The organism is Streptomyces sp. NPDC006235 (assembly GCF_040613735.1).
Lineage (GTDB): Bacteria > Actinomycetota > Actinomycetes > Streptomycetales > Streptomycetaceae > Streptomyces.
The window spans coordinates 32,353-57,943 of record NZ_JBEXSR010000013.1; the positions used below are offsets into that span (position 1 = coordinate 32,353).

20 protein-coding genes are annotated in these 25,591 nt (G+C 71.1%); 11 read left to right on the forward strand and 9 right to left on the reverse strand.

Features of this window, described 5'->3' with window-relative positions:
* Positions 1-89: 89 nt before the first annotated feature.
* Genes ABZ192_RS17595 through ABZ192_RS17610 form a run of 4 tightly spaced genes read right to left on the reverse strand, consistent with a single transcriptional unit; the run spans position 90 to position 3,845 of the window.
* A complete protein-coding gene (locus ABZ192_RS17595) occupies positions 90-1,361 on the reverse strand; it encodes an FAD-dependent oxidoreductase (protein WP_356925374.1) in 1,272 nt (423 codons plus the stop codon).
* Complete coding sequence (locus ABZ192_RS17600; protein WP_356925375.1) at positions 1,358-2,152, reverse strand: amino acid ABC transporter ATP-binding protein; 795 nt, start codon at positions 2,150-2,152, stop codon at positions 1,358-1,360. The genes ABZ192_RS17595 and ABZ192_RS17600 overlap by 4 nt, the downstream gene beginning before the upstream one ends.
* A complete protein-coding gene (locus ABZ192_RS17605; protein ID WP_356925376.1) occupies positions 2,149-2,904 on the reverse strand; it encodes an amino acid ABC transporter permease in 756 nt (251 codons plus the stop codon). The genes ABZ192_RS17600 and ABZ192_RS17605 overlap by 4 nt, the downstream gene beginning before the upstream one ends.
* Positions 2,905-2,915: 11 nt before the next feature.
* Positions 2,916-3,845 carry a transporter substrate-binding domain-containing protein gene (locus tag ABZ192_RS17610; RefSeq protein ID WP_356925377.1) on the reverse strand — a complete coding sequence of 310 codons (930 nt, stop codon included), beginning with the start codon at positions 3,843-3,845 and terminating at the stop codon, positions 2,916-2,918.
* A gap of 204 nt (positions 3,846-4,049) precedes the next feature.
* Here ABZ192_RS17610 and ABZ192_RS17615 point away from each other — a divergent pair, with 204 nt between their 5' ends.
* Complete coding sequence (locus tag ABZ192_RS17615; protein WP_356925378.1) at positions 4,050-5,231, forward strand: sugar diacid recognition domain-containing protein; 1,182 nt, start codon at positions 4,050-4,052, stop codon at positions 5,229-5,231.
* Between the two features lie 34 nt (positions 5,232-5,265).
* On the opposite strand, the gene ABZ192_RS17620 is transcribed toward ABZ192_RS17615, so the two are convergent.
* The 4 genes from ABZ192_RS17620 to ABZ192_RS17635 form a co-directional block, all read right to left on the reverse strand.
* Positions 5,266-5,991, reverse strand: a complete 726-nt coding sequence (locus ABZ192_RS17620; RefSeq protein WP_356925379.1) for a methyltransferase domain-containing protein — start codon at positions 5,989-5,991, stop codon at positions 5,266-5,268.
* A gap of 32 nt (positions 5,992-6,023) precedes the next feature.
* The gene (locus ABZ192_RS17625) at positions 6,024-8,450 is read right to left on the reverse strand and encodes a SpoIIE family protein phosphatase (protein ID WP_356925380.1); all 2,427 of its coding nucleotides are present in this window, start codon (positions 8,448-8,450) and stop codon (positions 6,024-6,026) included.
* Between the two features lie 144 nt (positions 8,451-8,594).
* Positions 8,595-10,985 (reverse strand): MFS transporter, encoded by a 2,391-nt coding sequence (locus ABZ192_RS17630; protein WP_356925381.1) that lies wholly within the window; start codon positions 10,983-10,985, stop codon positions 8,595-8,597.
* 155 nt (positions 10,986-11,140) lie between these two features.
* On the reverse strand, positions 11,141-11,584 hold the full coding sequence (locus ABZ192_RS17635) for an SRPBCC family protein (protein WP_356925382.1): 444 nt from the start codon (positions 11,582-11,584) through the stop codon (positions 11,141-11,143).
* A gap of 171 nt (positions 11,585-11,755) precedes the next feature.
* Here ABZ192_RS17635 and ABZ192_RS17640 point away from each other — a divergent pair, with 171 nt between their 5' ends.
* The 3 genes from ABZ192_RS17640 (at position 11,756) to ABZ192_RS17650 (ending at position 15,227) form a co-directional block, all read left to right on the forward strand.
* Positions 11,756-12,796 carry an Rv2578c family radical SAM protein gene (locus tag ABZ192_RS17640; RefSeq protein WP_356925383.1) on the forward strand — a complete coding sequence of 347 codons (1,041 nt, stop codon included), beginning with the start codon at positions 11,756-11,758 and terminating at the stop codon, positions 12,794-12,796.
* Between the two features lie 161 nt (positions 12,797-12,957).
* Positions 12,958-14,571, forward strand: coding sequence for an alpha/beta hydrolase (locus ABZ192_RS17645; RefSeq protein WP_356925384.1), 1,614 nt, complete (start codon positions 12,958-12,960; stop codon positions 14,569-14,571).
* Positions 14,572-14,681: 110 nt separating this feature from the next.
* Positions 14,682-15,227, forward strand: a complete 546-nt coding sequence (locus ABZ192_RS17650; protein ID WP_356925385.1) for a GNAT family N-acetyltransferase — start codon at positions 14,682-14,684, stop codon at positions 15,225-15,227.
* 2 nt (positions 15,228-15,229) lie between these two features.
* Here ABZ192_RS17650 and ABZ192_RS17655 read toward each other — a convergent pair whose 3' ends face one another.
* On the reverse strand, positions 15,230-15,805 hold the full coding sequence (locus ABZ192_RS17655) for an adenylosuccinate lyase (RefSeq protein WP_356925386.1): 576 nt from the start codon (positions 15,803-15,805) through the stop codon (positions 15,230-15,232).
* A gap of 391 nt (positions 15,806-16,196) precedes the next feature.
* Between ABZ192_RS17655 and ABZ192_RS17660 the strand changes: the two genes are divergently transcribed.
* The 7 genes from ABZ192_RS17660 (at position 16,197) to ABZ192_RS17690 (ending at position 25,447) form a co-directional block, all read left to right on the forward strand.
* Complete coding sequence (locus tag ABZ192_RS17660) at positions 16,197-18,002, forward strand: 3-hydroxyacyl-CoA dehydrogenase family protein (protein ID WP_356925387.1); 1,806 nt, start codon at positions 16,197-16,199, stop codon at positions 18,000-18,002.
* Between the two features lie 136 nt (positions 18,003-18,138).
* Positions 18,139-18,948 carry a TetR family transcriptional regulator gene (locus tag ABZ192_RS17665; RefSeq protein WP_356925388.1) on the forward strand — a complete coding sequence of 270 codons (810 nt, stop codon included), beginning with the start codon at positions 18,139-18,141 and terminating at the stop codon, positions 18,946-18,948.
* 378 nt (positions 18,949-19,326) lie between these two features.
* Positions 19,327-20,670, forward strand: coding sequence for a crotonyl-CoA carboxylase/reductase (ccrA, locus tag ABZ192_RS17670; RefSeq protein WP_356925389.1), 1,344 nt, complete (start codon positions 19,327-19,329; stop codon positions 20,668-20,670).
* Between the two features lie 10 nt (positions 20,671-20,680).
* Positions 20,681-22,708: a protein meaA gene (locus tag ABZ192_RS17675; protein WP_356925390.1), complete on the forward strand. Its 2,028-nt coding sequence runs from the start codon at positions 20,681-20,683 to the stop codon at positions 22,706-22,708.
* Positions 22,705-23,721 carry a CoA ester lyase gene (locus tag ABZ192_RS17680; protein ID WP_274820852.1) on the forward strand — a complete coding sequence of 339 codons (1,017 nt, stop codon included), beginning with the start codon at positions 22,705-22,707 and terminating at the stop codon, positions 23,719-23,721. The genes ABZ192_RS17675 and ABZ192_RS17680 overlap by 4 nt, the downstream gene beginning before the upstream one ends.
* Positions 23,722-23,726: 5 nt before the next feature.
* The gene (locus tag ABZ192_RS17685) at positions 23,727-24,239 is read left to right on the forward strand and encodes a MaoC family dehydratase (protein WP_086845703.1); all 513 of its coding nucleotides are present in this window, start codon (positions 23,727-23,729) and stop codon (positions 24,237-24,239) included.
* Positions 24,240-24,241: 2 nt separating this feature from the next.
* Positions 24,242-25,447, forward strand: coding sequence for an acyl-CoA dehydrogenase family protein (locus tag ABZ192_RS17690; RefSeq protein WP_356925391.1), 1,206 nt, complete (start codon positions 24,242-24,244; stop codon positions 25,445-25,447).
* Positions 25,448-25,591 lie beyond the last annotated feature (144 nt).

Sequence of the window (25,591 nt, forward strand, 5' to 3'; positions counted from 1 at the left end):
CTGTCCTCCGGGGGGACGAGGCAGGTGCACGGATCGGGGCGACATGACCGTACATCGACAAAATCCCCGCCCACCAGACCGCGTCGCGCTCAGCTCCGCAGCCGGTCGAAGCCGAAGGGCACGAGGGCCTCGGGCCGCCGCCCGGTGGCGATGTACTGGGCGAGCCGGTGCCCGGTGACCGGGCCCAGGGTGACCCCCAGCATGCCGTGGCCGGTGGCCGCGAAGGCGTTGTCGTGCCCCGGGACGCGGTCGATCACCGGAAGCCCGTCGGGGAGGAACGGCCGCCCGCCGACCCAGGGGTCCCGGATCAGGCCGACCAGGTCGTCCGGGTCGTCGAACCAGCGGCCCAGGTAGTGCCGGCTCGCCAGGGCGACCGCGACGATACGGCGCCAGTCGAGGCGGTTGTTGTTGCCGCTGAGCTCCATCGTGCCGCCGATCCGCGTGCTGCCGCCGATCGGTGAGGCGACGGCCCGGCGCTCGCCGAAGTACAGCGTGTGCCGGGGCGCCGGATCCAGGTCCACCGAGAAGCTGTAGCCCTTCCCGGCCTGGAGGGGCAGACGGTGCCCCAGGAACCCGAGCAGATCCGGCGAGCGCATGCCCGCCGCGACGACGACCGCCGCACACGGCAGTTCGGTGTCGGCGGTGCGCAGGGCGGTGACCCGGCCGCCCTCCGTCCGGAACCCGGTGACCTCGGAGTTCTCGTGGATCTTCACACCCGCGGCGGCCAGTGCCTCGCCCAGGGCACGCGCGAACGCCTCCGGGTCGACGACCCCCTCCCCCGCCACCAGATAGGCCGCGCGCACGGCCGGTGACAGCGCCCCGTCCAGCAGGTGCGCCTCGGCGCCCGTGACGATGTCGTCGGGCACGGGGTAGTGCCCGTCCGCCATCTCCCGCTGGATCGCGAGGTGGTGCCGGGCCTCGGCAGGCGACAGGAAGGCGTGCACCATCCCGGGCCGGGTCAGCGTCGTGTCCACCCCGGCCTCGCGCATGCCGTCGAACAGGCCGAAGGTCTCGCGGTTCAGCTCGGCGACCGCCGCGTAGCCGCGCTTGAAGACGGCCGGGGTGCTGCTGCGCCAGAACCGCCACAGCCACCGTACGAACGCGGGATCAGGGAGCGGCCGCAGGTAGAGCGGGGAGTCCGGGCGGCCCAGCGAGCGCAGGGCGTAGCGCACCACGCCGGGGGCCGGCACCGGCGTCGAGTGGCTGAGACAGACCCAGCCGGCGTTGCCCCGGGACGCCCCGGACCCGAGCCGGCGCCGCTCGACGACCTCCACCGGCAGCCCCGCGGCGGCCAGGTAGTAGGCCGTGCACAGCCCGACCACGCCGCCGCCCACTACGACGACGGGGTCCACGGAACTCATGACGCGTTCCCGTACGACGCGAGGAACTCCCTGGTGCGGGCCTCGGCGGGAGTGTCCAGGACGTCCTCGGGCCGGCCCTCCTCCACGATCCGGCCGCCGTCGACGAACACGACGTGGTCGGACACCTCCCGGGCGAAGGGCAGTTCATGGGTGACGAGCAGCATCGTCATCCCGTCGGCGGCCAGTTCGCGCATCACGCTGAGGACCTCCCGGGTCGCCTCGGGGTCCAGGGAGGAGGTCGGCTCGTCGAAGAGCAGCACCTCGGGCCTCAGGGCGAGGGCCCGCGCGATGGCGACGCGCTGCTGCTCACCGCCGGAGAGCTGCTCGGGCTGGGCGAGGGCGCGGTGGGCCACCCCGACCCGGCGCAGCAACGCCACGGCCCGCTCCAGGGCCTGCGCTTCGGGCACTCCCGCCTTGCGCTGGGCGAGCACGACGTTCTCCACGGCGGTCAGGTGCGGGAACAGGTGGAACCGCTGGAAGACCATGCCGACGGTGCGGCGCAGCCGGGGCAGGTCGCGGCAGACCATGCGGCCGCCCTGGTGGACGACCTCCCCGGCGACTTCGACCGTGCCCTGGTCCGGGCGTTCCAGCAGGTTCACGCAGCGCATCAGGGTCGTCTTCCCGCCCCCGCTCTGCCCGATGACGCTGACGATGCTGCCCCGGCCGACCTCCAGGTTCACCCGGTCGAGCACGAGCCGGCCGTCGAAGGACTTGCACAGCCCCTCGATCCGTATGACGGCCTGGGAGGAGGCCCGGGTGGCGGGCGTCGCCGCGGCCACTGACTCGGTCATGCGGAAACCTCCTTCACGGCGACGGCGGCGGCCGGCTCGGCGGCCAGCAGGGCGCGGGCCGCCCGCAGGCGCCGCCGTCGCCACGGCGACAGGGGCACTCCCGACCGGACCTTGCGCTCCAGGAGGAGGAGCAGCTGGGACAGCGGGTAGCACAGGGCGAAGTAGATCGCCGCGATGACCAGGTACACCTCCAGGGCCCGGAAGGTGGCCGAGGTGATGAGCCGCCCCTCGGACATCAGCTCCGCGGCGGAGACGGTGACCAGCAGCGAGGTGGACTTGAGCAGGTCGACGAGCATGGTGTTGGTGCCGGGCAGGGCCAGGCGCAGGGCCTGCGGCAGCACGATGTGGCCGAAGATGCCGGTCCTGCCGACTCCCAGCGCCTCGCCGGCCTCGGTCTGCCCGGCGTGCACGCCGCTGATCGCGGCGCGGAAGATCTCGGACAGGTAGGCGGCGTAGAAGACGATCAGGCTGAGGCAGCCGGCCGTGAAGACGTCCAGCCGGATCCCGGCCGAGGCGAGGCCGAAGTAGGTCAGGAAGATGATGGCGAGCAGCGGGATGTTCTTGAACACCTCGGTGTAGACGGCGGCAAGGGCGCGTGCCGGCCAGGCCTTGCTGAGCCGGAGCAGCGCCACGGCCAGGCCGAGCAGCACCGCACCCGCGAAGCTGACGACCGTATAGGACACGGTGCGCCCGAGCGCGGAGATCAGATCGGGCCGGTAGTCGGACCAGGGCACCTCGAAGAGACCGGACATGACGGCTGCTTTCACTGGGCGATGGACGGGGGCGTCCAGTCCTTGGGCCGGTCCACGCCGCGGCGGGCCGTGGCGACGTCGGCGGCGGGCACGAGGAACTGCTTCGGGTCGCCGCCGTACTTGCGGACGAGCTTGTCCAGCTCGCCGTTCTCGTACATGGCGTCGATCTGCGCGGAGATCGCCCGCTCCAGCTTCGTGGCCTTCTTCGGCAGGTAGAAGCCGGTCTGGTACGGCTGGAAGTACGCGTAGGCGGGCTTGGCCTTCACCTGCGCGGCGGTCGGCGGCGTCAGGTACTGGGTGTCGATCTTCAGCTCCGGACGCTGCTTCTGCGCCGCGATGATGATCAGCGGGTCGAGGAAGCCGACGTCGACCCGGCCCGCGCCCAGGTCGTCGAAGACGCCGTTGGCGTCGGGGTAGGCGTGCAGCTTGCCGCCCGGCACGGCCTGGATGGACTTGACCCAGACGTAACCCTCGACGGTGCCCAGGTTCAGGCCTTCCAGGTCACCGACCGTCTTGTACGTCTTGCCGCTGCGGACGGCCATCGCCGGGGGCGAGTAGTAGGGCGGATCGGTGAACAGTCCCTGTTTCTGCCGGTCGGCGGACCAGGCGACGCCGCCGACGGTGATGTCGACCCGGCGGGACTGCACCCCGGCGAGCATGCCCGCGAAGTCCGTCACCTCGGGCTCGATCTTCAGGCCCAGCTTCTTGGCGGCGTAGGCGAGGATGTCGCCGTCGAGGCCGACGATTCTGCCGCCCTGGACGCTGGTGTAGGGCGCGTAGGGCTGGACGGCGACCTTGAGGACGCCGGGCGTGAGCGTGCCCAGCGCGGCGGCCTCGGCGGACACGTTCTTCGGGGCGTCGTCCCCGCCCGAGCCGCAGGCGGCGGTGGACATCAGGAGCATCGCGGACAAAGCGAGAGCGAGCGAGCGCACACGGATCATCGGCTCGGGCCTTCCGTCTCGGTGCTGGAGGATCCCGCCGATTCACCGGACACTGTGCTCCCGGCGGGGAGGTGATGAGGCCCATACGCTAGGCACAGGCCCGCCGCGCGTCACCGTTCACTTCGTACGAACTTGTCGCCGGAATGCCCACCTCCCCTGTACGGTGCGTCCAACCCGGACCGCCCTCGGCGGGAGGAATCGCCCATGCTGAGCCCGTCACTCGCGCAGGAGATCGCCGGGGACACCTCCGCGGTCATCGGCTTCAACGTGCTGATCACCGACGCGGAGGGCATGGTCATCGGCAGCGGCGACAGCAGCCGCGTCGGCACCTTCCACGAGGCGTCCGTCGAGGTCGTCCGCAGCAAGGAACCCGCCACGCACAATGCCTCTCAGGCCCAGTCGCTGCGCGGGGTCCGGCCCGGGATCACCCTGCCCCTGGTCACGGACGGGCGGGCGGTGGGGACCGTCGGGATCACCGGCACTCCCGCCCAGGTGGGCCGCTTCGGGCTGCTGGTGAAGCGGCAGACGGAGATCCTGATCCGGGAGTCGGTGATGCTGCGCTCCCGGCTGCTCGCCGAGCGGGCGGCCGAGAAGCTGCTCACCGACATCGCCGCGTACGACCCGCTGGTCGTGGAGGGCGACCTGCTGATGTTCCGGGCCGCCGACCTCGGCTTCGACCTGCGGCTGCGCCGGGTCGCGGTGGCGTTCGAGGTGACGGTGCCGGATGCGGGCGCCCGTCGGGGTGCCCGGGCGCGGGACGTGGCGCTGGTCCGCTCCGAGCTGCTGCGTACGGTCCGGGACGTCTTCGCCGATCCGCAGGACATCGTCGCCGGCACGGCTCCCGGCTGGATCGGCGTCCTGCACCGGCTGCCGGCCCGGGCCCCGGCGGACGTGCCGGCCGCCGACTGCCGCCGGGTCACGGACGTCATCGCCGCCCAGGACGGGCTCACCGCCCGCGCGGGCATCGGCGAACCGGCCACCTCCGTCGGCGCTCTGCACGACTCGTACCAGGACGCGTGCGACGCGCTGCGCCTGGGCGCCCGGGTGGACGGCAGCTCCACCGTCCACTCGATCGGCGACCTGCGGGTCCACCAGCTGCTGGCGGCGGTGAGCCAGTCCGCCCGCACTCGGCTGCTCGACCTGACCGCCGCGCGGCTGCGGGAGCAGCCGGACTGGCCGGTCCTCCGGGACACGATCACCGCCTGGTGCGAGAGCGGCTTCAACCTCGTCCGGGCGTCGACGGCGCTGCACATCCACCGCAACACCGTCGTCTACCGCATGAACAAGATCGAGCAGCTCACCGGCCGCCCGCTGCGCGAGCACCGGACGGCCATGGCGCTGTACCTGGCGTGCCTGGCCGACCGGCTGGGCGGCCCGGACCGCTGACCGTCCGCCTCAAGGGCCTTCAACGTGGGGACATCTAAGCCGTACGCCCCGCCACCAGCCACCTGGCGGGCAGCTCGATCCGCGTGCCGTCGGGGTGGAACTCCGCGGTCACCAGGGGTAGTTCCCCGCTCGCCAGGACGGTGAGACCGGCCGAGCGCAGATAGGCGGGTACGGCGTCGTCGGAGACCTCGCCGGGTGCGAGGCCGTGCCGGAACACGGGCGCGAGCTTGGGCGGCGGCCCGGCCGGGCCGCTCGCCAGCCCCAGCAGCACCGCCTTGGCCGCCCCCGACAGCTCCACGAGGAAGGCGCGACCCCGGTCGCCGACCAGCGTGGCGATCCCGTCGACCAGCGCCTGCCGGTCGTCCGGCTCGCACTGGTGCAGCACGCCCCGCATGTAGACGTTGGTGTCGCCGAAGTCGGCGTGCAGGCCCTGTGCCTCGCTCTTCTCGGCGGCGTCCAGCTGCCGGTAGGAGGCCTGCCCCGCCGGGTCGGCCCGCCGGGCGTGGTCGAGGGCCGCGGCGGACAGATCGGCGCCCACGACCCGCGGGAAGCGGTCGGCGAGGAAGCGCGTCTGGGTGCCGTTGCCGCAGCCGAGGTCCACCAGCGGCAGCGCGGGATCGGCCAGGTGCGGTTCGAACAGGGCGAGATGCGGCCCGGCGGTCACGGCCGGCTCGGCGTCCCACATCACCGCCCCCGGTTCGTCGGACGCCTCCCGCCAGAACCCCTCCCAGGCCTCCCGGTACCGGCTCGTCACGCTCATGCCCACTCCCCAGGGTGTCGACGCGGTGGTGTTCAGCGGCGCGGCAGGGTCAGCTCGAACCAGACCGTCTTGCCGGCCTTGGTCCGGCTGGTACCCCACTCGCGGGACAGTGTGCTGACGACCCGCAGACCGCGCCCGGTGTCATCGAGCGGGCCCGTGCCGAGGAGCGTCGGCAGCTCGTGGTCGTCGTCGTCCACCTCGCACAGCAGGCTGTCACCGCGGACCAGGCGCAGTGCGACGGGGCGGGCGCGGGAATGCCGTACGGCGTTGGTGACGAGCTCGCTGACCATCAGCTCGGCGGGCGCGGCCAGCTTCGCCAGGCCCCAGTCGTGCAGTTGCTCGCGGACCGCCGCGCGGGCCCGGCCGACCTCGGCCGGTTCGAGGGCGAGCCGCCACTCGGCCACGTCGTCCGGTTCGATGCCGTTCAGGCGGGCCATGAGCAGCGCCACGTCGTCCTTGCGGCCGCCGCGTGTGTTGAGGGCGCGGATGATCGTGTCGCAGGCGTCATCCATGGAGGCGGCCGGGTGGGCGGCCGACTCACAGAGGGTCGCAAGGCCCACGCCGATGTCCTCGCCGCGCACCTCGACCAGCCCGTCGGTGCACATCACCAGCCGGTCACCGGGCCCGACGCGCACCCGTACCGCCTCGAAGGGCACCCCGCCGACGCCGATGGGCGCGCCGGTGGGCAGGTCGAGCAGTTCGCTGCGCCCGTCGTCGGCGCGGACCAGGACGGGCGGGATGTGACCGGCGTTGGCGAGGCGCAGTTCGCCCGCGATCGGGTCGTAGACGGCGTACAGGCAGGTCGCGAGGTAAGTGTCGCCGAGGCGCTGGGCGAGGTCGTCGAGGTTGCGCAGCAGCTGGGCGGGCGGCAGGTCGAGCCCGGCCATGGTCTGCACGGCCGTACGCAACTGGCCCATCATGGCGGCCGAGTTCAGTCCGTGGCCCATGACGTCGCCGACGACGAACGCGGTGCGCCCGCCGGGCAGCTTCACCGCGTCGAACCAGTCGCCGCCGACCCGCCCGAGCAGCGTGCCCGGCAGATAGCGGGTGGCGATGTCGCATCCGGCCATGCGGGGCGGGATGTGCGGCAGCATGCTGTCCTGGAGCGTCTCGGCGACGTTCTCCTGGAACGTGTACATGCGCGCGTTGTCGAGCACGAGGCCTGCGCGGGCGGCGAGTTCGGCGCCGGTGACCCGGTCCATGTCGTTGAAGACGGGCCGCTCCGGGTGCCGCAGCAGGATCATGAAGCCGAGCACGACCTGGCGGGCCTTCAGGGGGACCACCAGCATGGAGCGGCCCGTGATGAGCGGCCGGATGTCGCGCTTCTCGAACTGCGCGGCGATGGCGTGGCCCATCTCCTCGCTGATGCGCGGCACCAGCACGGGTTCGCCGGTCGTCATGCACTGGAAGAACGGCGTGTGCGCCGGGAACGGCATGGCCTCGCCGACGGGCACGACGTCGTCCCAGCGGCCGGGTTCGTCGGTGTGCTCGACGGCGACCCGGTGCCACAGGGTCGTCGTGTCGGGCACGCCCTCCGGGAACCCCTCCCCCGCGACGACCTGTTCGCGCAGATAGGTCCCGGCGACGTCGGTGAAGCGGGGCACGACGGCCTTGCTGACCTCGATGATCGTGCGGGACAGGTCGAGGGAGGTGCCGATGCGGCCGCTGACCTCGTTGAGGAACTCCAGGCGCTCGCGGACGGCGGCGTACTCGAGATCCTCGCCCTCCTCGCGCAGTTCCTCCGGGACGGGCTCCCCGGCGGCCAGGGCCCGCGCTGCCCGTTCCCGGCGTGCCTTGCGCTCGGCGCGCCGTGCGACGCCCCAGTCCGGGGTGACGGGCACTCGGTCGTTCTGGCTGAATTCCAGGACGGGGTAGCCGAGTTCGAGGATCTGCGCGACGATGCGGGCGCTCTCGCCGACGCTCATGCTGGGCAGGATCTCGGGGAGCCTGCGGGCGAGGTCCTCCGAGCCGGGGAAGTCGGTGTGCAGCGCGAAGCCGGGCGCGATCCGCTCGAACGCCCCGTCGGTGCCGCCGGCGCGCAGACCGTCCGCGTCGGCGGCCAGCACGAGCAGCCGCTCGGGGCCGGGGCCGACCAGGGGGTAGGCCCACCACAGGACGTCGACCCGGTCGCTGCCGGGTGCGGTGAGCCGGGCGCGGCCCGCCGCCGGGTAGGACAGCCCGCCGTCGAGGGACGGTCCGAGGCCGGGGCCCGGTCCGTCGTAGGCCCCGTACGGGGTGGTGCCCTGGTCCTCGGGGAGTGCGCCGGAGACGGGGAGCAGGTCGAGGGCCGGGCGGCCGATGGCCTCGTCCTTGAGGACGCCGAACAGGCGCCGTGCGCCCCGGCTCCAGTGCGACACGAGGCCTTCGCGGTCGACGACGACCACGGCCAGGGGGACACGGCCGGGCTCGGCGGGGTCGGTCACCGAGCCGTACTCGGCGCTCTCGGTGCCACGGTCCATGGCCCAGGCCCTCTCTCCCCACGGATCCGCAAGATCTGTGCCGGTGTCACCACCGTACGGCGAGCGCCGGTTGCCGTGTGCGGCAACGGGGGAATTCCTCGCGCGGGGTGCGCACCGGCGTGCGACCCCGCGCGCCGGTGCGGCTCAGTCCTCGTGTCCGAGCTGGAGGTCCCGTTCGGTGCGGCCGCCTCCGGCCACCTGGAGGACGGTGGCGACGGGCGGGTAGCCGGCGGCGATGACGGTGTACTCGCCGGAGGACAGGTCCACGAACCGGAAGGTGCCGTCGGGGCCGGTGGTGAGGGTGTCGACGACGTTGCCCGCCACGTCGAGCAGCGTCACCCGCGCGTCCTCCACGGGCCGTCCGCCGCCCGCCCGGACCGTGCCGCGCAGCAGGGCGCCGCCGGCCAGTTCGATGTCCCGGCGGGTCTCGCGGGCGGCCTGGACGGTGACGGGGAGCGCGGCCGGGCGGAAGGCGGGGGCACTTGCGGCGAGGGTGTACTCGCCTGCGACCAGATCGGTGATGACGTAGCCGCCCTCGCGGTCGCTGCGGGTGGTGGCCACGACCTCGCCGTGCGCATTGGTGAGCGTGACGCCGGCGTCCCGTACGGGGGTGCCGTCGGCGGTGACCACGCTGCCGACGAGGTTGCCCGCGCCGCCGAGGACGATGTCCAGTTCGACGGGGCGCTCGCCGACGGTCACGGAGACCGCCTGCGGCTGGTGGCCGCCCGCGGCGGCGATCAGCACATAGGAGCCGGGCCCCGGAGTGGCCAGCGCGTAGCGCCCGTCCTCGCCGCTCGCGCCGCGTCCGGTCTGCCTGCCGGTGACGTCGATGAGGGTGAGCGCCGCGCCGGGCACGACGGTCCCGTCGTGGTGCTGCACCGAGCCGCAGACGGGGACCCCGGCGGTGTGCGGAGCGCGGGCCCGCGGGATCGGGGTGCTCCCCGGCTCCGTGTCCGGGTCGGTGACGGATGCGTGGTGGGACACCAGGGGTTTCTCCTTGAGGAAGAGGGCGATGACCAGCCCGAGGGCCAGCACCGGCACCAGGTAGAGGAAGATCCTCGGCATGGCGTCGGCGTACGCCCCGATGTAGGCGTCGCGCAGCCTGGGGGGCAGGGCGTGCACGAGCTGCGGGGTGAGGGACTCGGGGTCGGGGAGCCGGTCGCCCGCGCGCGTGGGCAGGTGGTGGGCCAGGGCGTCGGCGAGCCGGCCGGCGAGGAACGTGCCGAGTACGGCGGCCGAGACGCTGCCGCCGATCTGCCGGAAGTAGTTGTTGGCGCTGGTCGCGGTGGACAGGTCGGCGGGGCGCACGGAGTTCTGCACGGCGAGGATCAGCACCGGCATCACCATGCCGATGCCGGCGCCGAGGACGGCCGTCCAGATGCTGTAGTGCAGCCGGGGCGTGTCGGCGTCGAGGCGGGACAGCAGCCACATGCCGGCGGCGGAGAGGGCGCAGCCGAGGATCGGGTAGGCCTTGTAGCGGCCGGTGTGGCTGATGAGCTGTCCGGCGATGACCGAGGCGCCGACGATGCCGGCCGTCATGGGCAGCATGAGCAGGCCCGACTCGGTGGCGGAGACCCCGTCGACCATCTGGAGGTAGGTCGGCAGGTAGCTGGCGGCACCGAACAGCCCGGCTCCGGTCACCAGGCCGACCAGGCCGGTGACGTTGAAGACCGAGTCCTTGAACAACCGCAGCGGGATGAGGGGTTCGGCGGCGAAGTGCTCGGCGACGAGGAAGAGGACGGTCGCCACGGCCGCTCCGGCGCCCAGGCCGAGGATCATGCGCGAGTCCCAGGCGTACTCGGTGCCGCCCCAACTGGCCAGCAGGACCAGGCAGGTGGAGGCGGCGGTCAGCAGCAGCGCGCCGAGGAGGTCCAGCCGGGCCTTGCCCGCCGGTTTCGGCAGCTTCAGCGCGACGGCGACGACGGCCAGTGTGACCAGGCCGAAGGGCACGTTGACGTAGAAGCACCAGCGCCAGGAGAGATGGTCGGTGAAGTAGCCGCCGAGCAGGGGCCCGGCCACGGAGGCGAGTCCGAAGGCGGCACCGATCAGGCCCAGGTAGCGGCCGCGCTGCCGGGCGGGCACGATGTCCGCGACGATCGCCTGGACACCGACCATGAGGCCGCCCGCACCGGCGCCCTGGAGGGCGCGGAAGGCGATCAGCTGGTCCATGGTCTGCGCCCGGCCCGCGAGCGCGGAGCCGGCGACGAAGACGACGATCGCGCACTGGAAGACGCCCTTGCGGCCGAGCAGGTCGCCGAGCTTGCCGTAGACCGGCAGTCCGACGGTCGCGGTGAGCAGGTAGGCGGTGATCGCCCAGGACATCCGGTCCAGGCCGTGCAGCTCACCGACGATCTCGGGGAGCGCCGTGGCGACGATCATCTGCTCCAGGGCGGCGAGGAGCAGGGCCGGCAGGAGTGCGAGGAAGACCAACCGCACTCTGCGCGGGCTCAGTTCGACGGCCGGGGCCGGCGGCGGGGCGGGAGGTCCGGGAGGCGCCACCGCCGGTTCGTCCTGCGCCAGAGTGATCCCGCCCACCTACCGCTCCCCTCGTCGCGCTGCCGCACAATTCCCGCGTAAAAGCGACAACTACGAGCAAGCGCGACGAGTTACGGCACAGGAGCGAGCCGGACGGAGATCACTCGAACCGGTGAGGGACACAACAGCCCCTCCGTGTTTGCGCCTTGGGGAGGCTACTTCTCGACCTCGGTGGCGAGCCGGGCGAGCAGCGCGTCGTAGATCCGGCCGAGGCCCTTGGGCGCGAAGGTCTTCTCGAAGAAGCCGCCGATACCGCCGGCGCCGGTCCAGGTGGTGGTCACGACGACCCGGGACTTGCCGTCGCCGGCCAGGGTGACCCGCCAGGTGGTGACCATGGAGGAGTTGCGGTCCTTCTCGACCAGCTCTCCGTCCGTGGGCTCGCTGACCTCCAGGAGGCAGTCCCGCACGCGCTTGCTGGTGGCCTGGAGCCTCCAGTGGACGAGGGTGCCCTCGCCGTCACCGCCCTCGCGGACCTCGTACTCGCTGAACTGCTCGGGCAGCAGCTTCGCGCGCGTGCCGCTGTAGTCGGCGAGGGCGTCGAACACCGTCTCCGCGTCCGCCGCGACGATCCGCTCCGTAGTGGCCTCGACCTGCGCCATCGCTTTCCTCCAGGACATGGGTTCTCGGGGATTGGGGGCAAGCCAACCACCCCGCTGCCCGGCCCCCCAAATCGGGGTCGCCCAACCCGGTCGCACCCGTTCGGAAAACACCCTCGCACGATCAAGGGAACATGTGTTCTATTCTGTCGTCAGTGCTACCGAGGAGGCGTCATGCGCTGGGACAACCTCACAGAGGACTCCGAACACAGCCGGGCCGACGCCGCGCTGTTCGGCGCGGACGCCGTGACCACCCGCACGTTCGACACGCCGGAGTTCGCGGGAATCACCTTCCACGAGATCCGGGCCCGGTCGATCATCAACCGGGTGCCGGCGGTCTCCCGGATGTCGTTCCAGTGGACCGTCAATCCCTATCGCGGCTGCTCACACGCGTGTGTGTACTGCTTCGCGCGCAAGACGCACAGCTATCTCGACCTCGACACGGGCCTGGACTTCGACTCCCAGATCGTGGTCAAGACCAACGCGCCGGAGCTGCTGCGCCGGCAGCTCGGCTCACGCCGCTGGCAGGGCGAGCACATCGCGATGGGCACGAACGTCGACTGCTACCAGCGCGCCGAGGGCCGCTACCGTCTGATGCCGGGCATCATCTCGGCCCTGCGCGATCACGCGAACCCCTTCTCGATCCTGACCAAGGGCACCCTGATCCTGCGCGACCTGGACCTCATCAAACAGGCCGCGGAGGTGACCGACGTCGGCATCTCCGTGTCGGTCGGCTTCACCGACCAGGAGCTGTGGCGGACCGTCGAGCCGGGCACTCCCGCGCCGGACCGGCGCCTGGAGGTCGTCCGGACCTTCGGCGAGCACGGCATCGGCTGCGGCGTGCTGATGGCACCGGTCATCCCGTTCCTGAGCGACCAGCCGGACCGGCTGCGGGCCACCGTACGGGCGATCGCGGCCTCCGGCGCCACGTCCGTCACCCCGCTGGTGCTGCATCTGCGGCCGGGCGCCCGCGAGTGGTTCATGGCCTGGCTGGGGCAGCACCACCCCCACCTGGTGCCGCGCTACGAGCGGCTGTACGCGGCGGGCTCCTACGCCCCGAAGTGGTACCAGCGCCGGATCACCCGTCAGGTGCACGAGCTGGCCGAGGAGTACGGCATCGGGCCGACACGCGCGGGGATGCCACGCCGGATACGGCCCCCGGAGCCGGCCGGGGAACCCCCGGTGTCCGGGCCGACACAACTCTCGCTCCTTTAGCGGCGTTCGAGCGCATGCCTTCAGGCGCGTTCGAGCGCATCCGAAGATCCATCCGGGTCATGACAGTGATGGAATGAGCCCTTCCAGGACTCCTCTCCGGGACGATGCGGCCAGGACGGTGACCCTCGCGGTCCTCCATCCCGCCGTCCTGGGAGGACTCCATGAGAAAACGCGCAGCCGCGCTGTGCGGCGCCGCCGCCGTCATGGCCGGTACCTTCACGGCCGTTCCCGCCGAGGCGAGCGCACCGCGCACCGCGGAGCCCGTGCACACCGCCGGGCCCATCGCGGAATCCACCGCGGAAGCCATCGCGGAACCCAGTTGGAAGAACTGCGCCACCAAGACGTACCCGACGCTCCAGTGCGCGTCCCTGGAAGTGCCGCTCGACCACCGCAGGCCACACGGACAGCGGATCACCCTCGCCCTGTCCCGCGTCCCGCACACCGCCAGGACCTACCAGGGCCCGCTGCTGGTCAATCCCGGCGGCCCCGGCGGCAGCGGCCTGGCGCTCGCCGGGTTCGTCGCGTCCGCGCTGCCCGGGAAAGTGGCGGCCCAGTACGACGTCATCGGGTTCGACCCGCGCGGCGTGGGCAAGAGCCGGCCCGCGCTGGACTGCCGCCCCGGCCACTTCGGCCCGGTGCGCCCGGACTCCCTGCCGGTCACACCCGCGATCGAGCGGGCCAACCTCGCCCGCGCCGAGTCCTTCGCGACGGCCTGCGGCAAGAAGTACGGCCATCTGCTGCCGTATCTGAACACCACCAGCGCCGTGCGCGACATGGACGCCATCCGGCAGGCCCTGGGAGCGCGGCGGATCAACTACCTCGGCTACTCGTACGGCACCTACCTGGGCGCGGTCTACGCCAAGCTCTTCCCGGAGCGCGTCCGGCGCCTGGTCCTGGACTCGGTCGTCGACCCCACGGAGGTCTGGTACGACGCCAACCTCAACCAGGACCTGGCCTTCAACGACCGCCACCGCGCCTTCCTGGCCTGGGTCGCCGAGCACGACGCGACGTACCGGCTCGGCACCGACCCGGAGCGGATCGAGGCCAGGTGGTACGCGATGCGGGCGGCGCTGGCGAAGAAGCCGGCGGGCGGCAGGGTGGGGGCGGCGGAGCTGGAGGACACCTTCATCCCGGGCGGTTACCACAACGGCTCCTGGCCACGTCTGGCCGAGGCGTTCGCGGCGTACGTGAACTACGGGAAGCCCGAGCCGCTGATCGAGGCGTACGAGGCCCTCGGTGCGGTCGATGCCCCCGGCGCCAACGGCTACAGCATCTACACCTCGGTGCAGTGCCGGGACGCCGGCTGGCCGCGCGACTGGCGCCGGTGGCGCGAGGACAACTGGGCGGTGCACGAGAAGGCGCCGTTCATGACCTGGAACAACGCCTGGTACAACGCGCCGTGCGCGTTCTGGCCGGCGGACTCGCTGAAACCGGTGAACATCGCCAACGGCAAACTGCCGCCCGCCCTGCTGTTCCAGGCGACCGACGACGCGGCCACCCCCTACGAGGGCGGTGTCACCGTCCATCATCTGCTGGCGGACTCCAGCCTGGTGGTCGAGGAGGGCGGCGGCAACCACGGCATCACGCTGAGCGGGAACGCCTGTCTGGACAAGCATCTGGCGGCGTACCTCTCCGACGGCACGGTGCCGCGCGGCCACGGCGAGGCGGACGCGGTGTGCGAAGCGCTGCCCGACCCGGAGCCGGCCGCCGGGAAGGGAGCACCGGCCTCCTCGAAGGGCTCGACGCTGCACGGCCTGCTCGGCTTCCGGGGCTGAGCCCGAGTGAGCTCCCCTGCAGGTGTGCGAAGCAGCGGCACAGCCTCGACCGCCTGATGACGGAGGCGATCAAGGACGGCGAGGCCCCCGCCGTGGTCCAGCATGGGCCCATGAGTGAGTCGACCAGGACAGGAAAGCTCCGGATACGGGAGATGACGTTCGCCGACTGCGACCGCGTCGCCGAGATCCGCATCCGCGGCTGGCAGAGCGCGTACCGGGGGCTGATGCCGCCGTCGTACCTGGACGGGCTCAGCGTGGCGGAGGACGCCGAGCGTCGTCGCGGGCATCTGGCGCAGGCCGACGGCAGCGTGGTGAACCTGGTCGCCGAGGACAGCGGCGGCGAGGTCGTCGGCTGGGCCTGCCACGGTCCGTACCGGGACGGTGAACTCCTCACGTCCGACGCCGAGTTGTACGCCCTCTACGTCCATCCCGACCAGGTGGGACAGGGCGCGGGGCAGGCCCTTCTCGCGGAGTCCGTCGCGCGCTGCGCCGCCGCGGGCCACGGCCGTCTGCTCCTGTGGGTCCTCAAGGGCAACGGCCGGGCCCGCCGCTTCTACGAACGGGCCGGCTTCGAGGCGGACGGCGCGGAGGAGTCCTTCGAGGTGGACGGTGTCAGGGTCCCCGAGGTGCGGTACGCACGCGCGCTCCCCCGCTGACCTCACCTCTGTTTCGGAATCCGCCCCAGCGCCCGCACCGCCGCCTCCGCCAGCACCGGATGCGCGAGGGCCTCGTTCAGCACGGGTCTGGCCCGGGCGTCGCCCAGCGTGCCGAGCCCGTCCACGCAGGCGAGGGCCACGCGGCGGTACGGGTCGTGCGGGCGCAGCCGCCGCTGGAGGGTGGTGATCAGGGCGGGCACGGCCTCCGGGGCGCGCAGGTCGACCAGGAGCCGGACGGGGTGGAGGGCGTAGGCGACGCGCAGTTCGTTGGTGGCGAGGGCGGCGGCCGCGCGGGCGGTGCGGGGGTCGCCGAGGCGGGCGAGGGCGTAGGCGGCACAGGCGCAGCGCGGCGGATCACGGTGGTTGAGCAGCAGCACCAGGGACTCGAAGGCCCGCCGGTCCCCGGCGAGTCCCAGTCGGAAGGCGGCCAGCTCCCGCGCCCACAAGGGCTGCCCGGGTTCGGTCAGCACGGCGGCCAGGGTGTCGAGGTCGTCGGTCGCCACGAGCCGCTCGAAGGCGGGCGACGCCCCCGACTCCTGCCGTAAGCGCTCCGTGAGTGATCGCAACTCTTCGTCCATGACTGAGAGATTAGGGGCTGGCGCGAGCCGCGCGGGACGTACATCACAAACACGAGGGCTGGCGCGCTCGTTACCCGCGAGTTAAGCTCAGACGAGCGAGTTACCCACTCGTATCTCCTCGCGGCGGTCTGGTGACGCGGCCACCGTGAGAGCAGTCGGTTCGGTACATCGGTACCGCAGTACGGCTCGGCCCCGGGACAGGGCCGGTCGGAACCGCCGTTCACCGGGCGTGTGCACGCCCGGCCCGACGGCACCGGGCGTGTGCGCTCGCAGCCCGGCCAACACCCGCACTTCTCACGCACCCGGTGCGCCCGGGACCGGCCCCTGCCGGTCCGTACCCGGCGCACCCGGGTCGCGTTCCCCGTCGTCACCCTCATCCTGGAGTCCCGCGATGGCCACTCCCCTGTCCGACCCGTCCCTGTCCCCGCTGCGCACCATCGCCGTCGTCGGCCTCGGCACGATGGGCACCGGCATCGCCGAGGTCCTCGCCAAGGCCGGCCGCGAGGTCGTCGGCATCGACATCAGCGAGGCCCAGGCCGCGAAGTGCGTCGCCGCCCTGGAGTCCTCCACCGCCCGTGGCGTGGAGCGCGGCCGGCTGACCGAGCAGGAGCGCACGCAGATCCTGGACCGCGTGCGCACCTCCACCGACCTGCGGGCCGCGGCCGACGCCGACCTGGTCATCGAGGTGGCTCCGGAGTCGTACGAGGTCAAGCACCAGGTCTTCCGGGAGCTGGACGGGATCGTGCGCCCCGAGACGATCATGGCGACCGGCACCAACGCCCTGTCCGTCACGCGGCTCGCCGCCGACTCGGCCCGTCCCGAGCGGGTGCTGGGCCTGCACTTCTTCAACCCGGCCCCGGCGATGCGGCTGGTCGAGGTCGTCTCCTCGGTGCTGACCGCCCCGGCCGCCGTCACGGCGGTCACCGATCTCGCCCTCGACCTGGGCAAGGAGCCCGTCGCGGTCGGCGACCGGCCCGGCTTCGTCGCCGACGGGCTGCTGTTCGGCTACCTCAACCAGGCCGCCGCGATGTACGAGGCGAAGTACGCCTCCCGCGAGGACATCGACGCCGCGATGCGGCTGGGCTGCGGCCTGCCGATGGGCCCGCTGGCGCTGCTCGACCTGATCGGCGTCGACACCGCGCGCACGGTCCTGGAGGCGATGTACGCCGCCTCCCGCGACCGGCTGCACGCCCCGGCGCCGATCCTCAAGCAGCTGAGCGAGGCGGGCCTGACCGGCCGCAAGGCGGGACGCGGCTTCTACACGTACGAGGCGCCGGGCAGCGGCACCGTCGTGCGGGACGCGCTGACCCCGCTGGAGGGCGGTGACCTGGTCCCGGGCCGGGAGGTCCGCTCGGTGGGTGTCGCGGGCTCGGGCACCATGGCCTCCGGCATCGCCGAGGTCTTCGCCAAGGCCGGGTACGAGGTCGTCCTCGCCGCCCGCAGCGAGGAGAAGGCCCAGGCCGCGAAGGCCCGCATCGGCAAGTCCCTGTCCCGCTCGGTCGACAAGGGCCGGATGACCGCCGAGGCCGCCGCCCAGACCCTGGACCTCATCACGCCGACGGGCACGTACGACGACTTCGCGGGCGTCGACCTGGCCGTGGAGGCGGTCGCCGAGGACCTGGAGGTCAAGCGGCAGCTGTTCGCCGCGCTGGACAAGGTCTGCAAGCCGGGCGCGGTCCTGGCCACCACCACCTCGTCGCTGCCGGTCGTGGCCTGCGCCCGGGCCACCTCGCGCCCGCAGGACGTGATCGGCATGCACTTCTTCAACCCGGCCCCGGCCATGAAGCTGGTCGAGGTCGTCCGTACGGTGCTGACGGCCGACGACGTCCACGCCACGGTCCGCGAGGTCTGCGGCCGGATCAGGAAGCACCCGGTCGACTGCGGGGACCGCGCGGGCTTCATCGTGAACGCGCTGCTCTTCCCGTACCTGAACAACGCGATCAAGATGGTGCAGGAGCACTACGCGTCCCTGGACGACATCGACGCGGCGATGAAGCTGGGCGGCGGTTACCCGATGGGCCCGTTCGAGCTGCTGGACGTCGTCGGGCTCGACGTCTCGCTCGCCATCGAGAAGGTCCTGCACCGCGAGTTCCGCGACCCGGGGCTCGCCCCGGCACCGCTCCTGGAGCACCTGGTGGCCGCGGGCTGCCTCGGCCGCAAGACCGGCCGTGGCTTCCGCGAATATGCCAAGCGCTGACGGTCCCGGCGACTGGTTCCGGTCCGGCGCGGAGTGGGGCGGCCTGCTCGGCCCGGACCGGTTCCCGCCGTCCCAGGGCGGCGGCGGAGAACCAGGTCACGCGCAGCGAGCTGCGCACATGCAGTACGTTCAGGGCATGTCCCAGCCCGCCAAGTCCTCACGTACATCGGCTACGACCGACGCGCCGGAAAGTGCCGCAGGCTCTCGCGCCGCCGCCCAGCGGCTCAAGATGCGCCGGGAACTGGCGGCCGCCGCGATGGAGCTGTTCGCGACCAAGGGCTACGAGGCGACCACCGTCGACGAGATCGCGGCCCAGGCCGGCGTCGCCCGCCGCACCTTCTTCCGCCACTTCCGCTCCAAGGAAGAGGCGATCTTCCCCGACCACGACGACACCCTGGTCCGGGCCGAGGCGGTGCTCAACGCCGCGCCCGCGCACGAGCATCCGCTCGACACGGTGTGCCGCGGCATCAAGGAAGTCATGAAGATGTACGCGGCCCGGCCGGAGATCTCGGTCGCCCGCTACAAGCTGACGCGCGAGGTGCCGACCCTGCGCGAGGCGGAGATCGCGTCGGTGGCCCGCTACGAGCGCCTGTTCACCCGGTATCTCCTCGGTCATTTCGACGAGCGCGCCCACGCCGACGACGCCAACGACGACCCGCTGCTCGCGGAGGTCGCCGCGTCCGCCGTGGTCACCGCCCACAACCACGTCCTGCGGCGCTGGCTGCGGGCGGGCGGGCAGGGGGACGTGGAGGCGCAGCTGGACCACGCCTTCGCGATCGTGCGCAAGACGTTCGGCACGGGCATCGGGGCCGGGCGCTCCACGGAGGCGCAGCCGGCCGCGGCGACGGCCTCGGCGCAGGGCGAGGTGCTGGTGACCGTCGCCCGGACGGACGCCCCGCTGGACGAGGTCATGCGGACGATCGAGCAGGCCCTCAAGGAGCGCTGAGCGGCTCCCGTTCCTGTGATGACGGCCACCCCACGGGGTGGCCGTTTTGGCATGTCAGGGGCCATTTTGCGGGCCCTCGACGAGGCCGTTCGATCGATCATCGCTCATTTGTTACGTAAAGATTTCATCTGAGAGCAAGTTCTGGCACTCAGTGCCTTGCGAGGTGACACGCGGTGTCATACGTTGAAGAGGTCCGGGCGACGTCCCAGCAAGCCCAGCGCCTGCCCGCCCGGACGCCTGCGTCACAGGCAACCTCCCGCGCCACCAGCGCTGCCGAACAGCACCACCGCCGAACCGACGGCACACCCCGACCCTCAGCAGCACCGACGTAACCATCGGCGCCCCTCCCTCAGGGCGCTCACCGCCGGAGGCAACACCGTGACCGTTAAGGACATCCTGGCCGCGATCCAGTCGCCCGACTCCACGTCGGAGGACTTCGCCGCCCTCCCGCTCCCCGAGTCGTACCGCGCGATCACCGTGCACAAGGACGAGACGGAGATGTTCGCCGGGCTCGCCACGCGCGACAAGGATCCCCGCAAGTCGATCCACCTGGACGAGGTGCCGCTGCCCGAGCTCGGCCCGGGCGAGGCCCTGGTGGCCGTCATGGCCTCCTCGGTCAACTACAACTCGGTGTGGACGTCGATCTTCGAGCCGCTGTCGACGTTCGGCTTCCTGGAGCGCTACGGCCGCACCAGCGAGCTGGCCAAGCGCCACGACCTGCCTTACCACATCATCGGCTCCGACCTCGCGGGCGTCGTCCTGCGCACCGGCCCGGGCGTCAACGCCTGGCGGCCCGGCGACGAGGTCGTCGCGCACTGCCTGTCCGTGGAGCTGGAGTCCAGCGACGGCCACAACGACACGATGCTCGACCCCGAGCAGCGCATCTGGGGCTTCGAGACCAACTTCGGCGGCCTCGCCGAGATCGCCCTGGTCAAGTCCAACCAGCTGATGCCGAAGCCGGACCACCTGAGCTGGGAGGAGGCCGCCGCCCCCGGCCTGGTCAACTCCACGGCCTACCGCCAGCTGGTCTCCCGCAACGGCGCCGGCATGAAGCAGGGCGACAACGTGCTCATCTGGGGCGCGAGCGGCGGACTCGGCAGTTACGCCACCCAGTTCGCGCTGGCCGGCGGCGCCAACCCCATCTGTGTCGTCTCCAGCGAGCAGAAGGCGAACATCTGCCGCTCGATGGGCGCCGAGGCGATCATCGACCGCAACGCCGAGGGCTACAAGTTCTGGAAGGACGAGAACACCCAGGACCCGAAGGAGTGGAAGCGCTTCGGCAAGCGCATCCGCGAGCTCACCGGCGGGGAGGACATCGACATCGTCTTCGAGCACCCCGGCCGCGAGACCTTCGGCGCGAGCGTCTTCGTCACCCGCAAGGGCGGCACCATCACCACCTGCGCCTCCACCTCGGGCTACATGCACGAGTACGACAACCGCTACCTGTGGATGTCGCTGAAGCGGATCATCGGCTCGCACTTCGCCAACTACCGCGAGGCATGGGAGGCCAACCGGCTCATCGCGAAGGGCAAGATCCACCCCACCCTGTCGAAGGTGTACTCCCTGGAGGACACCGGCCAGGCCGCCTACGACGTGCACCGCAACCTCCACCAGGGCAAGGTCGGAGTGCTGTGCATGGCCCCCGAGGAGGGCCTGGGCGTGCGCGACCAGGCCAAGCGCGCCCAGCACATCGACGCCATCAACCGCTTCCGGAACATCTGAGGGCTGCTGGATGACAGAGCGTCAGAAGGACCGTCCGTGGCTCATGCGGACCTACGCCGGTCACTCCACGGCCGAGGCGTCCAACGAGCTGTACCGGCGCAACCTCGCCAAGGGCCAGACGGGTCTGTCGGTGGCGTTCGACCTGCCGACACAGACCGGCTACGACTCCGACCACATCCTCGCCCGCGGCGAGGTCGGCCGGGTCGGCGTGCCCATCGGGCACGTCGGTGACATGCGCCGGCTGTTCCAGGGCATCCCCTTGGAGCAGATGAACACCTCGATGACCATCAACGCCACGGCCATGTGGCTGCTGGCGCTCTACCAGGTCGTCGCCGAGGAGCAGGGTGCGGACATCACCAAGCTCCAGGGCACGACCCAGAACGACATCGTCAAGGAGTACTTGTCCCGGGGGACGCACGTCTTCCCCCCGGGCCCCTCCCTCCGCCTGACGACGGACATGATCGCGTACACGGTCTCCCACATCCCGAAGTGGAACCCGATCAACATCTGCAGCTACCACCTGCAGGAGGCGGGCGCCACGCCGGTCCAGGAGATCGCGTACGCGATGTCCACCGCGATCGCCGTCCTCGACGCCGTGCGCGACTCCGGGCAGGTGCCCGAGGAGCGCATGGGCGACGTCGTCGGCCGGATCTCCTTCTTCGTGAACGCGGGCGTGCGCTTCATCGAGGAGATGTGCAAGATGCGGGCGTTCGGCCGCATCTGGGACAGGATCACCCGCGAGCGGTACGGCATCGAGAACCCCAAGCACCGCCGCTTCCGCTACGGCGTCCAGGTCAACTCCCTGGGCCTGACGGAGGCACAGCCGGAGAACAACGTCCAGCGGATCGTCCTGGAGATGCTGGCCGTGACGCTCTCCAAGGACGCACGCGCGCGTGCCGTGCAGCTCCCCGCATGGAACGAGGCGCTCGGCCTGCCCCGCCCCTGGGACCAGCAGTGGTCGCTGCGCATCCAGCAGGTGCTGGCCTACGAGAGCGATCTGCTGGAGTACGACGACATCTTCGAGGGCTCGAAGGTCATCGAGACGAAGGTGGACGAACTGGTCGAGGCCTCGCTGGCGGAGATCGACCGCATCCAGGAGATGGGCGGCGCGATGGCGGCCGTCGAGTCCGGCTACCTCAAGTCGCAGCTGGTCGCCTCGCACGCGGAGCGCCGGGGCCGGATCGAGTCCGGCCAGGAGAAGATCATCGGTGTCAACGCCTTCGAGGGCACCGAGCCGAACCCGCTGACCGCCGACCTGGACACCGCGATCCAGACGGTCGACCCGGAGGTCGAGGCCCGCGTCATCGCCGCGCTCCAGGCCTGGCGCGACAGCCGCTACCAGCCTCCCTTCAACCACCCGCGGCCCTGCAAGGCGCTGGAGCGGCTGAAGGAGGCCGCCCGGGGCACCGAGAATCTCATGGAGGCCACCCTGGAGTGCGCCCGCGCCGGGGTCACGACCGGCGAGTGGGCCGGGGCCCTGCGCGAGGTGTTCGGCGAGTTCCGGGCGCCCACGGGTGTCTCCTCGGCGCCGGTGGCCGTCCCCGCCGAGGAGGGCAGCACGCTGGCCCTCGTGCGCCGCAAGGTGGATCTGACGGCCAAGGACCTGGGCGTAGGCAAGCTGCGCTTCCTGGTCGGCAAGCCAGGCCTGGACGGGCACTCCAACGGCGCCGAGCAGATCGCGGTGCGCGCGCGTGACGCCGGCTTCGAGGTGGTCTACCAGGGCATCAGGCTGACGCCCGAGCAGATCGTGGACGCGGCCCTCGCCGAGGACGTGCACGCGGTCGGCCTGTCCATCCTGTCCGGCTCGCACGCCCAGCTGGTGCCGGACGTGCTCGAACGGCTGCGTGTGGCCGGTGCCACAGACATCCCGGTGATCGCCGGTGGCATCATCCCGAACGGGGATGCCGAGCAGCTCAGGGCAGCCGGAGTGGCCGCGGTCTTCACCCCGAAGGACTTCGACATCACCGGAATCATCGGCCGCATCGTGGACGAGATCCGGAAAGCGAACAAGCTCGACCCCCTGGAGGTCTCCGCATGACCGCCCACCCGTCGCCCACCACCACCCTTTCAACGGGCGGCTCCGCCGCGCATCCCTCGATCAACCGCCTTCGCCCCCGGCGTTCCTGCCTGGCGGTACCGGGCTCGAACCCCCGCTTCCTGGAGAAGGCGCAGGGCCTCCCCGCCGACCAGGTCTTCCTCGACCTGGAGGACGCGTGCGCCCCGCTCGCCAAGCCCGAGGCGCGGCACACCATCGTCAAGTTCCTCAACGAGGGTGACTGGACGGGCAAGACGCGGGTCGTGCGCGTCAACGACTGGACGACCGAGTGGACGTACCGCGACGTCGTGACGGTGGTCGAGGGCGCCGGCCAGAACCTCGACTGCATCATGCTGCCGAAGGTGCAGGACGCCCAGCAGATCGTCGCGCTGGACCTGCTGCTGACCCAGATCGAGAAGACCATGGGCTTCGAGGTCGGCAAGATCGGCATCGAGGCGCAGATCGAGAACGCCCAGGGCCTGAACAACGTCAACGAGATCGCGCAGGCCTCCCAGCGCGTCGAGACGATCATCTTCGGCCCGGCCGACTTCATGGCGTCCATCAACATGAAGTCGCTGGTCGTGGGCGAGCAGCCGCCCGGCTACCCGGCGGACGCCTACCACTACATCCTGATGAAGATCCTGATGGCCGCCCGCGCCAACAACCTCCAGGCGATCGACGGCCCCTACCTCCAGATCCGCAACATCGACGGCTACCGCGAGGTCGCCCAGCGCGCCGCCGCGCTCGGCTTCGACGGCAAGTGGGTGCTGCACCCGGGCCAGGTCGAGGCGTCCAACGAGATCTTCTCGCCGTCCCAGGAGGACTACGACCACGCCGAGCTGATCCTGGACGCGTACGACTACTACACGTCCGAGGCGGGCGGCAAGAAGGGCTCGGCGATGCTCGGCGACGAGATGATCGACGAGGCCAGCCGCAAGATGGCCCTGGTCATCGCGGGCAAGGGACGCGCCGCCGGCATGCAGCGCACCAGCAAGTTCGAGATCCCGGAGGCGTGAGCGCGATGCAGTTCGGACGCACCTACGAGGAGTTCGAGGTCGGGGCGACGTACAAGCACTGGCCGGGCAAGACGGTCACGGAGTACGACGACCACCTGTTCTGTCTCCTCACCATGAACCACCACCCGCTCCACATGGACACGAACTATGCGGAGAAGACGACGGACTTCGGCAGGAACGTCGTCGTCGGGAACTACATCTATTCGCTCCTGCTCGGCATGTCCGTGCCGGACATCTCCGGCAAGGCGATCGCCAACCTGGAGATCGAGTCGCTCAAGCACGTGGCGCCGACCTTCCACGGCGACACCATCTACGGCCAGACGACCGTGCTCGACAAGTGGCCGTCGAAGTCCAAGAACGACCGCGGCATCGTCCACGTCGAGACCAAGGGCTACAAGCAGGACGGCACGCTGGTCTGCGTGTTCCGCCGCAAGGTCATGGTGCCGACCGAGACGTACATCAAGGAGCGCGGCGGCGAGCAGCCGGGCCGCCCCGAGCTCAAGGAGCAGGAGAAGTAGCCATGGCGCGACTCGCCCAGACCGCCGGTCTGACGGACATCCAGCAGGAGATCCTGTCCACCGTCCGGGACTTCGTGGACAAGGAGATCATCCCGGTCGCGACCGAGCTGGAGCACCGCGACGAGTACCCGCAGCAGATCGTCGACGGGCTGAAGGAGTTGGGCCTGTTCGGCCTGATGATCCCCGAGGAGTACGGGGGTCTGGGCGAGTCGCTCCTGACGTACGCGCTGTGCGTGGAGGAGATCGCCCGTGGGTGGATGTCGGTGTCCGGCATCATCAACACGCACTTCATCGTGGCGTACATGCTCAAGCAGCACGGCACGCAGGAGCAGAAGGACCACTTCCTGCCGAGGATGGCGGCCGGCGACATCCGCGGCGCCTTCTCGATGTCGGAGCCGGGCCTCGGCTCGGACGTGTCGGCGATCACGTCGAAGGCGGTGAAGGACGGCGACGAGTACGTCCTGAACGGCCAGAAGATGTGGCTGACCAACGGCGGAACGTCGTCTCTGGTGGCCGTTCTGGTGCGAAGTGACGAAGGTCACCCCGAGGGCACCGCGCCCCACAAGTCGATGACGACCTTCCTCGTCGAGAAGGAGCCCGGCTTCGGCGAGGTCCGGCCCGGCCTCACCATCCCCGGCAAGATCGACAAGATGGGGTACAAGGGCGTCGACACCACCGAACTCATCATGGATGGCCTGCGGATTCCTGCCGATCGCGTGCTCGGCGGGGTCACCGGCCGTGGTTTCTACCAGATGATGGACGGCGTCGAGGTCGGCCGCGTGAACGTGGCGGCGCGTGGCTGTGGCGTCGCTCAGCGTGCGTTCGAACTCGGCGTCCAGTACGCGCAGCAGCGTCACACCTTCGGGAAGCCGATCGCCCAGCACCAGGCGATCCAGTTCAAGCTGGCGGAGATGGCTACCAAGGTCGAGGCCGCGCATGCGATGATGGTGAACGCAGCTCGCAAAAAGGACTCCGGGGAACGAAACGACCTTGAAGCCGGTATGGCGAAGTATCTCGCTTCCGAATACTGCAAAGAGGTCGTGGAGGACGCCTTCCGGATCCACGGCGGCTACGGCTTCTCCAAGGAGTACGAGATCGAGCGCCTCTATCGTGAGGCACCGATGCTGCTGATCGGTGAAGGTACCGCCGAGATCCAGAAAATGATCATCGGCAGGCGGCTGCTCGAGGAGTATCGATTCCAGGGCTAGATGTCCGGATACGGGGTGTTTTCTTGGAGAAGAAGATCACACCCCGTCAGCACTCTTCGGCGGCCGACTCGGCTGCCTGGCTTACCCAGTTAGGGCCCCGAGCCGCTACGATCGCCGGAAAGCCGCCGTCCCCCGTCAGAGTGC

Bases quoted from the DNA above. Each gene is read 5' to 3' on its own strand.
- ABZ192_RS17675 (WP_356925390.1), top strand. From the start codon at position 20,681: ATGACAGAGCGTCAGAAGGACCGTCCGTGGCTCATGCGGACCTACGCC.
- ABZ192_RS17595 (WP_356925374.1), bottom strand. From the start codon at position 1,361: ATGAGTTCCGTGGACCCCGTCGTCGTAGTGGGCGGCGGCGTGGTCGGG.
- ABZ192_RS17635 (WP_356925382.1), bottom strand. From the start codon at position 11,584: ATGGCGCAGGTCGAGGCCACTACGGAGCGGATCGTCGCGGCGGACGCG.
- ABZ192_RS17690 (WP_356925391.1), top strand. From the start codon at position 24,242: ATGGCGCGACTCGCCCAGACCGCCGGTCTGACGGACATCCAGCAGGAG.
- ABZ192_RS17610 (WP_356925377.1), bottom strand. From the start codon at position 3,845: ATGATCCGTGTGCGCTCGCTCGCTCTCGCTTTGTCCGCGATGCTCCTG.
- ABZ192_RS17625 (WP_356925380.1), bottom strand. From the start codon at position 8,450: ATGGACCGTGGCACCGAGAGCGCCGAGTACGGCTCGGTGACCGACCCC.
- ABZ192_RS17655 (WP_356925386.1), bottom strand. From the start codon at position 15,805: ATGGACGAAGAGTTGCGATCACTCACGGAGCGCTTACGGCAGGAGTCG.
- ABZ192_RS17600 (WP_356925375.1), bottom strand. From the start codon at position 2,152: ATGACCGAGTCAGTGGCCGCGGCGACGCCCGCCACCCGGGCCTCCTCC.
- ABZ192_RS17660 (WP_356925387.1), top strand. From the start codon at position 16,197: ATGGCCACTCCCCTGTCCGACCCGTCCCTGTCCCCGCTGCGCACCATC.
- ABZ192_RS17640 (WP_356925383.1), top strand. From the start codon at position 11,756: ATGCGCTGGGACAACCTCACAGAGGACTCCGAACACAGCCGGGCCGAC.
- ABZ192_RS17685 (WP_086845703.1), top strand. From the start codon at position 23,727: ATGCAGTTCGGACGCACCTACGAGGAGTTCGAGGTCGGGGCGACGTAC.
- ABZ192_RS17680 (WP_274820852.1), top strand. From the start codon at position 22,705: ATGACCGCCCACCCGTCGCCCACCACCACCCTTTCAACGGGCGGCTCC.
- ABZ192_RS17620 (WP_356925379.1), bottom strand. From the start codon at position 5,991: ATGAGCGTGACGAGCCGGTACCGGGAGGCCTGGGAGGGGTTCTGGCGG.
- ABZ192_RS17605 (WP_356925376.1), bottom strand. From the start codon at position 2,904: ATGTCCGGTCTCTTCGAGGTGCCCTGGTCCGACTACCGGCCCGATCTG.
- ABZ192_RS17615 (WP_356925378.1), top strand. From the start codon at position 4,050: ATGCTGAGCCCGTCACTCGCGCAGGAGATCGCCGGGGACACCTCCGCG.
- ABZ192_RS17645 (WP_356925384.1), top strand. From the start codon at position 12,958: ATGAGAAAACGCGCAGCCGCGCTGTGCGGCGCCGCCGCCGTCATGGCC.
- ABZ192_RS17665 (WP_356925388.1), top strand. From the start codon at position 18,139: ATGTCCCAGCCCGCCAAGTCCTCACGTACATCGGCTACGACCGACGCG.
- ABZ192_RS17650 (WP_356925385.1), top strand. From the start codon at position 14,682: ATGAGTGAGTCGACCAGGACAGGAAAGCTCCGGATACGGGAGATGACG.